The organism is Microbacterium hanjuni, from assembly GCF_043556395.1.
Lineage (GTDB): Bacteria > Actinomycetota > Actinomycetes > Actinomycetales > Microbacteriaceae > Microbacterium.
On record NZ_JBIGIK010000001.1, the window covers coordinates 847,646 to 859,525 of the forward strand.

General features: G+C 71.1%; 13 protein-coding genes. 6 read left to right on the forward strand and 7 right to left on the reverse strand.

The features are described 5' to 3' along the window. Positions 1-11: 11 nt before the first annotated feature. Entirely contained in the window at positions 12-875 is an 864-nt protein-coding gene (locus tag ACFXP5_RS04350; RefSeq protein ID WP_394543653.1) for a PHP domain-containing protein, read from the reverse strand. A gap of 56 nt (positions 876-931) precedes the next feature. Here ACFXP5_RS04350 and ACFXP5_RS04355 point away from each other — a divergent pair, with 56 nt between their 5' ends. Continuing rightward, entirely contained in the window at positions 932-1,966 is a 1,035-nt protein-coding gene (locus tag ACFXP5_RS04355) for an endonuclease/exonuclease/phosphatase family protein (protein ID WP_394527195.1), read from the forward strand. A 29-nt stretch (positions 1,967-1,995) separates the two neighbouring features. Next, positions 1,996-3,417: an aminopeptidase P family protein gene (locus ACFXP5_RS04360; RefSeq protein WP_394543655.1), complete on the forward strand. Its 1,422-nt coding sequence runs from the start codon at positions 1,996-1,998 to the stop codon at positions 3,415-3,417. On the opposite strand, the gene ACFXP5_RS04365 is transcribed toward ACFXP5_RS04360, so the two are convergent. Further along, the gene (locus ACFXP5_RS04365) at positions 3,418-4,098 is read right to left on the reverse strand and encodes an alpha/beta hydrolase family protein (RefSeq protein WP_394543656.1); all 681 of its coding nucleotides are present in this window, start codon (positions 4,096-4,098) and stop codon (positions 3,418-3,420) included. Further along, positions 4,095-4,721, reverse strand: a complete 627-nt coding sequence (locus ACFXP5_RS04370; protein WP_394527198.1) for a YflT domain-containing protein — start codon at positions 4,719-4,721, stop codon at positions 4,095-4,097. Before ACFXP5_RS04370 ends, ACFXP5_RS04365 begins: the two co-directional genes overlap by 4 nt. A 64-nt stretch (positions 4,722-4,785) precedes the next feature. On the opposite strand from ACFXP5_RS04370, the gene ACFXP5_RS04375 reads away from it, so the two are divergent. The 3 genes from ACFXP5_RS04375 to ACFXP5_RS04385 are packed head-to-tail and all read left to right on the forward strand — an operon-like array spanning position 4,786 to position 7,774. Beyond that, a complete protein-coding gene (locus ACFXP5_RS04375; RefSeq protein ID WP_394543657.1) occupies positions 4,786-6,096 on the forward strand; it encodes a magnesium transporter MgtE N-terminal domain-containing protein in 1,311 nt (436 codons plus the stop codon). Next, positions 6,096-6,620: a DUF1003 domain-containing protein gene (locus tag ACFXP5_RS04380; protein ID WP_394527201.1), complete on the forward strand. Its 525-nt coding sequence runs from the start codon at positions 6,096-6,098 to the stop codon at positions 6,618-6,620. Before ACFXP5_RS04375 ends, ACFXP5_RS04380 begins: the two co-directional genes overlap by 1 nt. Continuing rightward, positions 6,617-7,774, forward strand: a complete 1,158-nt coding sequence (locus ACFXP5_RS04385; protein ID WP_394543658.1) for an Mrp/NBP35 family ATP-binding protein — start codon at positions 6,617-6,619, stop codon at positions 7,772-7,774. The genes ACFXP5_RS04380 and ACFXP5_RS04385 overlap by 4 nt, the downstream gene beginning before the upstream one ends. Positions 7,775-8,190: 416 nt before the next feature. On the opposite strand, the gene ACFXP5_RS04390 is transcribed toward ACFXP5_RS04385, so the two are convergent. Next, positions 8,191-8,568: a twin-arginine translocase TatA/TatE family subunit gene (locus ACFXP5_RS04390; RefSeq protein ID WP_394527205.1), complete on the reverse strand. Its 378-nt coding sequence runs from the start codon at positions 8,566-8,568 to the stop codon at positions 8,191-8,193. 71 nt (positions 8,569-8,639) lie between these two features. Here ACFXP5_RS04390 and ACFXP5_RS04395 point away from each other — a divergent pair, with 71 nt between their 5' ends. After that, positions 8,640-9,278 carry an O-methyltransferase gene (locus tag ACFXP5_RS04395; protein WP_394527206.1) on the forward strand — a complete coding sequence of 213 codons (639 nt, stop codon included), beginning with the start codon at positions 8,640-8,642 and terminating at the stop codon, positions 9,276-9,278. Between the two features lie 68 nt (positions 9,279-9,346). Here ACFXP5_RS04395 and ACFXP5_RS04400 read toward each other — a convergent pair whose 3' ends face one another. From ACFXP5_RS04400 to dapE, 3 genes are all read right to left on the reverse strand, one after another. Next, positions 9,347-9,520, reverse strand: coding sequence for a DUF3117 domain-containing protein (locus tag ACFXP5_RS04400; protein WP_394527208.1), 174 nt, complete (start codon positions 9,518-9,520; stop codon positions 9,347-9,349). A 62-nt stretch (positions 9,521-9,582) separates the two neighbouring features. Further along, complete coding sequence (locus tag ACFXP5_RS04405; RefSeq protein WP_394543659.1) at positions 9,583-10,803, reverse strand: hypothetical protein; 1,221 nt, start codon at positions 10,801-10,803, stop codon at positions 9,583-9,585. Next, positions 10,785-11,861: a succinyl-diaminopimelate desuccinylase gene (gene dapE / locus ACFXP5_RS04410; protein ID WP_394527211.1), complete on the reverse strand. Its 1,077-nt coding sequence runs from the start codon at positions 11,859-11,861 to the stop codon at positions 10,785-10,787. Before dapE ends, ACFXP5_RS04405 begins: the two co-directional genes overlap by 19 nt. Between the last annotated feature and the right edge of the window lie 19 nt (positions 11,862-11,880).

Sequence of the window (11,880 nt, forward strand, 5' to 3'; positions counted from 1 at the left end):
GCTGACGCTCCTCAGGGGTAGACGGGCTCGCTGCCGCTTCCCGCCGCGATGATGCGGGCGACGTTCGCGTCGCTCGTGGTGTTCTCGCCGGGCTCGTTCGGCTTGCCCAGACCGTGGTAGTCGCTCGAACCGGTGACGATCAGTCCCCGTTGATCCGCGATGCCCCGGAGGGTGCGGATGCCCGGAGCGAGGTTCTCCCGGTGGCCGAGCTCGAAGCCGGCGAGGCCCGCATCGAGCATCCGTCGGAGCACCGCGTTCGGCAGTAATCCGGCACGACCGGCGGGGTGGGCGATGATCGGCACTCCCCCGGCGCCGACGACCAGCTCCACCGCCGACACGGGGTCGGGAGCGTACAGGTCGACGTAGTAGTCGCCCGCCGGGCTCAGGATCCCGGCGAAGGCCTCGCCCCGGTCGCGAACGACACCCGCCGCCACCAGGGCGTCCGCGATGTGCGGCCGGCCGAGTGTCGTCCCGGCGCTGGTCTGGGCGAGGATGTCCTCCCAGGCGACGTCGTAATCGCGCCCGATCCGCTCCGCCATGATGCGCGCGCGGTCCACCCGTGACGAGCGGATGCGGTCGGTCATGGCGCGCAGGGCCCGGTCGTCGGGGTCGATGAGGTAGGCGAGCAGGTGCACGCTGCGCCATTCGTGGCGGGCCGACAGCTCCATCCCGGGGAGGAAGGTCATCCCGAGCGACGTCGCCGCGGACGCTGCCTCCGCCCAGCCGGTCGTCGTGTCGTGATCGGTGAGGGCCAGGGTGCGAACGCCGTGGCGGTGAGCTGCCGCGACGACCTCGGCGGGCGGCTCGGTGCCGTCCGAGTACGTCGAATGCAGGTGGAGGTCGCTCGGACCCTCGAATCGCCTGCCGCTGTTCACCCCCCGAGAGTAACCGCATCCGTGGATCTCCCAGGTCGCTGTCATAGCATCGCCGCGTGCGTCGCATCGTGGGGGTCCTCTTCGCCGCGCTGTGCCTCGGCGGAGCGGCCGTGCTGACGTGGCCGCAGCTGTTCCGGTTGGAGCGCACCTTCCCGATCGCCCAGATCGTGTCGTTCCGCGGTCCGCTCGCCGTGGCCTTCCTCGCCCTGGCCCTGATCGCCCTGCTGCTGGCGATGTTCCGCGCCGTGCGGGCGCTCGCCCTGACGATCGCCGCGATCGCGGTCGTGGCCGCCGCGGCCAACGCCGGGGTGATGGTGTACCGCGGCGCGGGCACCGACACGGACGCCTTCCCCGCCAAGACCGACGCCAGTGTGCGCGTGATGACCTGGAACACCGCAGGCTCCGCCACCGCGCCCGACACGATCGCCTCGATCGCCGTCGCGATGAAGGCCGACATCGTGACCCTTCCCGAGACCACCATCGAAACCGGTGAGCAGGTCGCCATCCTCATGAGGGACGCGGGAAGCCCGATGTGGGCGCACCACGCCGAGTACGGCCAGTACGGCGTCGACGGCTGGGATGCCAGCTCCACCACCGTGCTGATCAGCCCCGCCCTGGGCGACTACTCCGTGATCGAGTCCTCCCAGGACGGTTCGAGCAACACCTCCACCGTCCCGAGCGCGGTGGCCATGCCGACCTCGGGATCGGGCCCCACGGTCGTCGCCGCCCACGCCGTGGCGCCCCGGCAGTCCTACATGCAGCAGTGGCGCGACGATCTGCAGTGGCTCGCCGACCAGTGCAGCGCCGAGAACGTGATCCTCGCGGGGGATTTCAACGCGACCCTCGATCACATGGCCGGGATGGGCGTCGACGGCGGCTCCCTCGGGCGCTGCCACGACGCAGCATCCGAAACCGGCAACGGCGGCGTCGGCACGTGGACGACCTCCTATCCCTCGCTGGTGGGCGCACCGATCGACCACATCCTCGTCTCGCCGTACTGGCGGGTGACCGGCTCGGCCGTGCTCACCTCGCTCGACACCTCGGGCAGCGACCATCGCCCGCTCGTCGTGCAACTCGAACCCGCGGGCTGATCCCGGCGTCCCGGTGAGACACTGGGAGGATGGACAGCACGAGCGAGACCGACACCCTGACCCCGAGTGGTGAGCAGGCCGAGGTCACCACGACCAACCGACGCCAGCCCTTCCCGCAGGGCTTCTTGGACACGATCTCCGAGGGGTGGGCGGTTCGCGAAGAGTCCCTCCCTCCCGAGCGCAGTGAGGCACCGTGGGCCGCGCGCCGTCGCGACGCCGTCTCACGCGCGTTCACGGGCCGACGCCTGGTGCTCCCCGCGGGCGAACTGAAGCAGCGCAGCAACGACACCGACTACCCGTTCCGCGCGCACTCCGCCTTCGCCCACCTCACGGGCTGGGGCAGCGACGCCGAGCCCGGAGCCGTGCTCGTCTTCGAACCCACCGCTGACGGTCACGACGCGGTGCTGTACTTCCGCGAGCGCGCCGACCGCACGACGCCGGAGTTCTACGCCGACGCCTCGGTCGGAGAGTTCTGGATCGGTCCGCGCCCGTCCCTCGCCGCCGTGGCCGCCGACCTCGGGGTCGACACCGCACACCTCGATGACCTGGAGCTGAGCGAGGACGACCTCGTGCTCGACGAGGACGAGGAGCTCACCCGCTTCGTCTCGGAGCTGCGCCTGGTCAAGGACGAGTGGGAGCTCGAGCAGATGCGCCTCGCCGTCGCCGTCACGGCGAGCGGCTTCGACGACATCGTGGCCGACCTCCCCCGGATCATCGCGCACCCCCGCGGCGAACGGGTCGTGGAGGGTGTCTTCCACCAGCGCGCCCGCGCCGAGGGCAACACCGAGGGCTACGACACGATCGCCGCCTCCGGCCCGCACGCGTGCTACCTGCACTGGACGCGCAACGACGGCACGGTCGTCGCCGGCGACCTCCTGCTCGTCGACGCCGGCGTCGAGGTCGACAGCCTCTACACCGCGGACATCACCCGCACGCTGCCCGTGAACGGCACCTTCTCCGCCGTGCAGCGGAAGATCTACGACGCGGTGCTCGAAGCCGCCGACGCGGCGTTCGCCGCGGCGAAGCCGGGCGTGAAGTTCCGCGCGGTGCACGAGGCCGCGATGCAGGTCATCGCCCAGCGCGTCTCGGAATGGGGCTTGATCCCCGTGACCGCCGAGGAGGCGCTCGACTCCGAGAGGGGCGGTCAGCACCGGCGGTACATGGTGCACGGCACCAGCCACCACCTCGGCATCGACGTGCACGACTGCGCACAGGCGCGCCGCGAGATGTACTACGACGGAGTGCTGGAGGCGGGCATGGTCTTCACGATCGAACCCGGACTGTACTTCCAGATCGACGACCTCACGGTTCCCGAGGAGTTCCGCGGCATCGGGGTGCGGATCGAGGACGACATCGTCATGACCGCCGACGGCCCGGTCAACCTCTCGGCGGGGATCCCTCGCACGGCCGACGACGTCGAAGCGTGGATCGCGCGACTGTCGGCGCGCTGATCACCCGAGTCCCGCGCCCCGGGCGCTGAGGAAGGCGACCACGGGCGCCGCGAGCTCCTCGCCGATCTGATCGGCGGGGAGCTTGCGTCCTTTCACCGCGAAGGAGTGGTCTGCGCCCTCGACCCAGTGCACGACGGCATCGCGGCACGTCGCCACCGCTTCGAGCAGCTGCTCGTGCGGGTCGATGAACGGGTCCCGCGTGCCCTCGACGAACAGCTGCGGCGCCGCCACCGCCGGCAGGTGCGCCACGCGCGCCTTGGTCGGATCGCCGGGCGGGTGCAGCGGATAGCCGAGATAGATCAAGCCGGCGGGCTCGATCACTCCCTCGGCCGCGGCCATCGACGCCATCCGGCCGCCGTAGGACTTGCCGGCCGCCCACACCGGACGCGGGGCATCCGCAGCATCCAGCCACCTCATCACGGCTTCCCACGTCGCGATCGCGTGCGCGGCGGGCCCGGGCATGCGACGACCGGCCTCGCGATAGGGGAAGGCGAAGCGCAACGTCGCGACGCCCTGCGCCTCGAGACCCCGGGAGAGGCCGAGGAGGAACGGATGCTGGTGACCCGCGCCCGCTCCGTGGGCCAGGGCGAGTGTCGCCCAGGCGTCCGGCGGGCGCACGTACTCGGCCGACACGTCGACGCCCCCGGCAGGGAGCGCGACGTGCACCGTCTCGACGGTCACGCCCGCGGCGGTTCCGGATTCTGGGGCGCGGGAGCGGCCTCGGGCGCGCTGGGCGGGATGCGCTCTCCGTACCGCGGCGGCTCCTCGTCGGAGGGTGCCGGCACCGGCGGAGGCGAGGGCGTGAAGGGCGCGGATGCCGGCGAGGCGGCCACGGCCGAGGCGCCGGAGACCTGACGGGCCTTCTGGATGCTGGCGGCGTCGACGCACACCTCGTACCGACCGGCGGCGACCTGCATCACGGAGGCGAAGTCCCGGCGACGCCGGACGATCGAGTACGTGATGAGGCTCAACAGCATCCCGAACGCCACCCCGATGAGCATCACGCCGATGAAGGCGCCGATCTGCACCGTCGGGGTGCCGAGCACGAAGATGAAGGAGAAGAGCAGACCGAGCAGCAGGCCGTTGACGGCGCCCGACCGGGCAGCCGTCGCGTACCCCAACCGGCCGGTGACCCGTTCGATCGAGCGCAGATCCTGGCCGACGATCGCGATGTCGCGGGCCGGTACCTCGGCGGCGATGAGCGCCGAAACGGCCTTCTGGGCGGCCTCGTACGTGGGATAGGACGCGACCGTCTCGCCCACGTTCTCGCGGCCGGCGGGAACGCGTCCACCCAACATGCTCATACCGTCATTGTCTCACGCGCCGCCCGGGCGCCGATCGGCGAGGGGGGCGGACTACTCTGGGATGGTGAGCACGCAACGGGTCTACGTCGCTCGCCTGGCGGGTTGCACAGTCTTCGATCCGGCGGGCGATCGCCTGGGAAAAGTCCGCGACGTCGTGGTGATCTACCGCGCCGCCGATCCGCCGCGCGTCGTCGGCCTGGTGGTGGAGATCCCCGGCCGTCGACACGTCTTCGTCTCGATCGGCCGCGTCACCTCGATCGTCACCGGTCAGGTCATCACCACGGGTCTCATCAACGTGCGTCGCTTCCAGCAGCGCGGCGGTGAGGTGCGGGTCATGGCCGAACTGCTCGGCCGTCGCGTGTACCTCGTCGACGGATCGGGCGAGGCCGTCATCGAAGACGTGGCCATCGAACGCAACCGGCTGGGCGACTGGGACGTCGGACAGCTGTTCCTGCGGCGCCCGAAGACCAGCGCCTCGCCGTTCGCCCGCGGCGCCACCACCTTCGCCGCCTGGTCGGAGGTGCGCGAGCAGTCGCACCCCGGGCAGTCGCAGTCGGCCGAGCAGCTCGTCGCGACCTACACCGACCTGAAGCCCGCCGATCTCGCCAACACGCTCCTCGACCTGCCCGAGGACCGCCTGCTCGAAGTCGCCGAGGAGCTCTCCGACGACCGGCTCGCCGACGCGCTCGAGGAGATGCCCGAGGAGGAGCAGGTGCACATCCTCGAGCAGCTCGGCGACGAGCGCGCGGCCGACATCCTCGACGCGATGGAACCCGACGACGCGGCCGACCTTCTGGGTCAGCTGCCCGAGGGGCGCCTCGAGCAGCTGCTCGACCTGATGGAGCCCGACGAGGCCGACGACGTCCGCGCCCTGCTCAAGTACGGCCCCGACACCGCGGGCGGTCTCATGACCCCCGAGCCGATCGTGCTGTCCGCCGATGCCACCGTCGCCGAAGCTCTCGCGCTCATCCGCCGCCACGAGATGCATCCGGCCCTGGCGGCCTCCGTGTTCGTCACCCTGCCGCCCTACGAGACGCCCACCGGTCGCCTCCTGGGTGTCGTCCACTTCCAGCGGATGCTGCGCTACCCCCCGCACGAGCGGCTGGGCGCGATCATCGACGACACCCTCGACCCGGTACCCGCCACGGCGTCGGCGGCCGAAGTGGCGAGGATGCTGGCGAGCTACAACCTCGTCTCCTTGCCGGTCATCGATCAGGCCCACCGCCTCGTCGGTGCGGTCAGCGTCGACGACGTGCTGGATTACCTCCTCCCCGACGACTGGCGCTCGCACGACAGCGACGACCCGCGTCCGCCCCGACCCGTGCGCCCGCTCGACACCCACAGCATCCCGACGACCGCTACTCGGAGGCGATGATGGCGCGCGCAACCCGGAGGGTCTCGCTCGATGCCCCGCTCGGCCGCGGCGGCATGCTCAACCGCAACCCGCAGCCGTCGCGCGACCGTTTCGGGCGGTTCTCGGAGTCGTTCGCCCGCGCGATGGGTACGTCGAGCTTCCTGATCGGGATGACGGTATTCGTCGTGGTGTGGCTGGTGTGGAACTCCTCCGCCCCGGTCGAATGGCAGTTCGACCCGAAGGCGACGAACTTCACCCTGCTCACGCTCATCCTGTCGCTGCAGGCGTCGTACGCCGCCCCGCTCATCCTGCTCGCGCAGAACCGTCAGGACGACCGCGACCGCGTGCAGATCGAGCAGGACCGCCAGCGTGCCGAGCGCAACCTCGCCGACACCGAGTACCTCGCCCGCGAGGTCGTCGCGTTGCGCATGGCGGTGAACGAATCGACCGAGGAGGTCGTCACCCGCGACGTGCTTCGCCAGGAGCTGAAGGTGCTGCTGAAGAAGCTCGAGCGGCGCGACGATCGCGAGACGACATCCCCGTGACACAGGTTCCGCTGACCGACGCGGTGCACGCGGCGGTGTCGGCGGTCATCGACCCCGAGTTGCGGCGCCCCCTGGGCGAGCTCGACATGGTGCGCGAGGTCGCGGTCGACGACGACGGCCGCGCGGCGGTCGCCATCGCGCTCACGATCGTGGGGTGCCCGGCGGCCGACCGCATCGAGCGCGAGGTGCGCCAGGCCGCCGCCGCGGTCGGCGGGGTGAGCTCGGTCGAGATCACCCTCGGGGTGATGAGCCCGACCGAGCGCCACGCGCTCACCGAGAAGCTGCGGGGCGGCCGGCCCGCACGCCAGATGCCGTTCGGCCCCGACGCCCTCACCCGCGTGATCGCCGTGACGAGCGGAAAAGGCGGCGTGGGCAAATCGACCGTGACCGCGAACCTCGCCGTCGCCCTCGCCCGCCGCGGCCTCCGGGTCGGACTCGTCGACGCAGACGTGCACGGGTTCTCGATCCCGGCCCTGCTCGGCCTGCTCGACGCCGACGGGCTCCCTCCGGCGCCCACCCGCATCGACGAGCTCATGCTCCCTCCCGTCGCCTACGACGTGAAGGTGATCTCGATCGGGATGTTCCTGCGCCGCCCCGGCGAAGAAGCAGCCGGGGTCGTGGCCTGGCGAGGGCCCATGCTGCACCGCACCGTGCAGCAGTTCCTCACCGACGTCTTCTTCGGCGACCTCGACGTGCTGCTGCTCGACATGCCCCCCGGCACCGGCGACATCGCGATCTCGGTCGGACAGCTGCTCCCCCACGCCGACGTGCTCGTCGTCACGACGCCGCAGGCGGCAGCATCCGACATCGCCGTTCGCAGCGGCCTCGTCGCGCGCCAGACCGGTCAGCGCATCGTCGGCGTCGTGGAGAACATGGCCGCCCTCACCCTGCCCGACGGCTCCACGCTCGACCTCTTCGGCTCGGGCGGCGGTGAGGCCGTCGCCGCCGCCCTCTCGAACGCCGACGAGGTCGTTCCTCTCCTCGGCTCGATCCCGCTGAGCCCGGGCCTGCGCGCCGGCGGAGACACCGGGCAGCCGGTCGTCGTGGGGGAACCGACGGATGCTGCCGCCCAGGCGATCGAGCACGTCGCCGACGCACTCCTCCGCACCGCCCGCCCCCTCGCCGGCCGGTCGCTGCCGTTCACCCCGCGCTGACCGCTCCCCACCCGCTCCTCGGCTTTGCGGATCGGCCCGGTGAATCGGCTTCGCGGCCCGGCTTCGCGAGGAGGTTCGGCCGGGAGGAGGACTCCCGGGCTGCGAAACTCCTCCGCTCGGCCGAAAGTCCTTCCGCCGCTCGGGCACCGCTGGCCCGGTCAGCGCCGTTCGGGCCGGTCCAGCATCCACCCCACCCGACTCGGAGAATCGGCCCACCTCGGTGCGTGTTGACGCACACACGCACCGAGTACGACCGATTCTCCGGTTTCGCGAGGAGTCTCGAGCCGGGTTCGCGAGGAGTTTCGGCCCAGCAGAGGACTCCCGGGCCGGGAAACTCCTCCGCTCGGCCGAAAGTCCTCCTACCGCGCGGTCGGGCCGCAACCCGAGCGAGCCGCTGCGAGCGGTCGAGCGGCGCGTCAGGTGGCTTCGGAGTCGAACGGCGGGCGCTCGTCGGGGCGGAACGCGCCCCGCTGCGGGTCGGCGCCGGCCTCGGTCATCGCAGCGGCGACGCTCGCAGCCTTCACCGTCGCGACCGGTGCGTCGTCGAGCAGCGCTTCGCGGATGATGCGGCGCGGGTCGTACTGGCGCGGATCGAGCTTGCGCCAATCGACGTCCTCGAAGTCGGGGCCCATCTCGTCGCGCACCCGCGTCTGGGCTCCTTGCAGCATCCCGCGCACGCGCTTGGTCAACCGCGCGAGACCCTCGGCGTACCGCGGCAGACGCTCGGGTCCGATGAGCAGCCCGGCGATCACACCGATCAGCAGCAGCTTCTCGATGGTGAGCCCGAAGAACATGCCCTCAGGCTACCCGCCGCGCCTCCCCTCCGGCTGTGTCTCGCCCACGTAGGCTGACCGCGGAGGTCGGAATGAGTGGGTACGAGGCGAACCAGCGATTCGTGGCGGAGGCGACGGTGGAGCCGGAGCACATCGCCCGCGCGCGCGCCCAGGCGCTCGAGCTGGGCGCACAGCCCGTGAGCGCGCCGATCGGTGCGCAACTCGCGGTGCTGGCGGCCGCCTCGCGCGCGCGCAGCATCATCGAGGTCGGCACGGGCGGCGGCGTCTCTGGACTCTGGCTGCTGCACGGTGCGCCGACGGCCACCCTGACCACGATCGACAGCGAACCCGAGCACCTCGGCGCCGCTCGTCAGGCGTTCGCCGACGCCCGCATCCCCGCGGCTCGCGCCCGCTTCATCACCGGACGCGCGGCCGACGTGCTCCCCCGCATGAACGAGGCGTCCTACGACATCGTGCTCATCGACGCCGATCCCGAAGGCGTCATCGAATACGTCGAGCACGGCCTGCGGCTCGTCCGCTCCGGCGGCATCGTGCTCGTCCCGCGGGTACTGGCCGGCGGCGCGGTCGCCGACCCGGTGCGCCGCGACCCCATCACCGCGGCCTACCGCTCGCTGATCCACGAGACGCAGAGCTCGGCTGCGGTCGTCGGCGCCCTGTCGATCACCGGCGAGGGCCTCTTGCAGCTGACCACGGTCCCCGAAACCCCCTGAACCGAACCCCCGACACAGCGACGGCGGCCGATCCGAAGATCAGCCGCCGTCGTTTCGTGCGCGGGGTGTCAGGCGGCGCCGACGACACCACCGAGCACGGAGTAGAGCTCCTTGGCCTCGGCGTCGTTCACGGAGACGACGAGGCGACCGCCGCCCTCCAGGGGGACGCGCACGATGATCAGGCGCCCCTCCTTCACGGCCTCCATCGGCCCGTCTCCGGTTCTCGGCTTCATGGCTGCCATAACGGCTCCTTTTCGTCGTAGTCTGCGTCTACTTTATCGTGAGCGGGCCCCGTCGATGGCAGTCACGGGATCTGCCAGAACGCGTTACCCAGCCCGTACATGTTGTAGATCCACCACCACTGCCCGAGCAGGGCCGCAGCGAGCACGCCGACGCGCCACGCGGTCGACCGCGGCACCGCCACGGCGCCCCACAGCGGACTCAACGGCACGAGCAGACGGAAGATGCTCGACTGCGGGAAGAACACCGCGAGCAGGTACAGCAGGTAGCTCGCCGACCAGAGCCGGACGACGACACCGAGGCGGCGGACGTGCGGCTCGAACAGCAGCAGGGCCGCAGCTCCCGCCACGAGCACGACCAGCGCCACGTAGCCCGCGACGTCGCCGAGTCCCCACGTGCGGAACCAGAAGGCGGATGCTTGCGCGAAGCCCTCGAACGGCACGAACTGTGCGGTCGCATCGCCGATCCAATTGCGCCGCCACGCGAGTTCGGTGGCGAGATAGGCGCCGGAGTCCCCCGTCACGATGCCCGCGATGACCTGCCACGAGAAGCCGACGACGATCGCCCAGGCCGCCAGCATCCCGAGATGGATCGCCTCCCTCGTGGGGAACGGCGCATCTGCGCGCTTCACCCAGCGCCACACGCCGTACAGCCCGAGGAGCAGGGCGAAAGCCAGCACCCCCGGACGGGTGAAGCCCATCAACGGGATGAGGAGGTACAGCCAGGCGTATCGAGCGTGCTGCAGGCACCAGAGCGCCGCGAAGAGGAAGCACAGGAACAGCGACTCCGCGTACCCCACCTGGAACAGCGCCGCCAGCGGTCCGCACGCGAAGAACACCACCGCCCACAGCGCGGCCGTGCGCTCGAGCTGGGGTCGCAGGAGCGCGTAGAGGGCGAGGCACGCCCCGTATCCCCCCAACAGTGACAGCGCGAGCGCCCCGGCACCCCACGAGCCCAGCACCGCGCCGAGGCCTGACGCTGCGAAGGCGAACAGCGGCATGAACGCCCAGGCATTCTCGGCGACGTCGCCGCTCGGCGTCAGGGGCAGGTCGCTCGGGTAACCGTTGACCGCAGCGAACCAGTACCACGTCGCGTCCCACCCGACGACGAAGTCCGAGAGCGAGGGCGAGGCTCCGAACCGCGAGTTCGGGGTGGACATCCCGGCTGCGAGCAGCAGGAAGAGGGTCGTGATGACGCGCGCGGCGATGTAGATGATGGCGATGCGCGCAGCCACCGGCAGCCGCCGCCGGTGCTGCCGCGTGGCGGTCAGGTCGAGCTCAGCCACGCGCGCAGCCCGCGTTCGACGGCGTCGATCTGCGCGACCGGCACGCGCTCCTCATCGTGGTGCGCCAGGTGCGGGTCGCCGGGGCCGTAGTTGACCGCGGGAACGCCCATCGCCGAGAAGCGCGCCACGTCGGTCCAGCCGTACTTCGGTCGGGGTTCCGCACCCACCGCACGGACGAACTCCTGCGCCAGCGGCGCGTCCAGACCGGGGCGGGCACCGACGGCCAGGTCGACGACCTCGACGTCGAAGCCGGCGAAGACGTCATGGACGTGGCGGGATGCTTCTTCCGCGTCGCGGCTCGGGGCGAAGCGGTAGTTCACCTCCACCTCGCAGAGGTCGGGGATCACGTTTCCGGCGACCCCTCCCGTGATGCGCACCGCGTTCATGCCCTCGCGGTAGACGAGCCCCTCGACCTCGACATCGCGGGGCCGGTACTCGGCCAGCCGCGTGAGGATGGGGGCCGCGCGGTGGATGGCGTTCTCGCCGACCCAGGCGCGTGCACTGTGGGCGCGCAGTCCCCGAGTGCGCACCAGCGCTCGCAGGTTGCCGTTGCAGCCGCCCTCCACCTCGCCGTTGGAGGGTTCGCCGAGGATCGCGAAATCACCGGCGAAGAGATCGGGGCGCGTGCGGGCGAGGCGGGTGAGTCCGTTGAGCTCGGCGTCGACCTCCTCGTGGTCGTACCACATCCAGGTGATGTCGACCCGGGGATCCACGAGTTCGGCGGCGAGCTTCAGCTGGACGGCGACACCGGCCTTCATGTCGACCGTGCCGCGCCCCCAGATGAAGGGCTCGCCCTCGATCTCGATGTCCTTGGTCGGCACATTGCCGTTGATCGGCACGGTGTCGATGTGCCCGGCGATCACCACCCGCTGGGAGCGCCCGAGCTGTGTGCGCGCCACGATCGTCTCACCGTCGCGGTGGATCTCGAGGTGGTCGTAGACCGAGATCGCCCGCTCGATCGCGTCGGCGAGCACGAGCTCGTCGTCGGACTCGCTCGGGATGTCGCAGATCGCACGCGTCAGGTCAGCGGAGGAGGCGGAAAGATCGAGCGCCGGCATGACTCGATCCTAGCGAGCG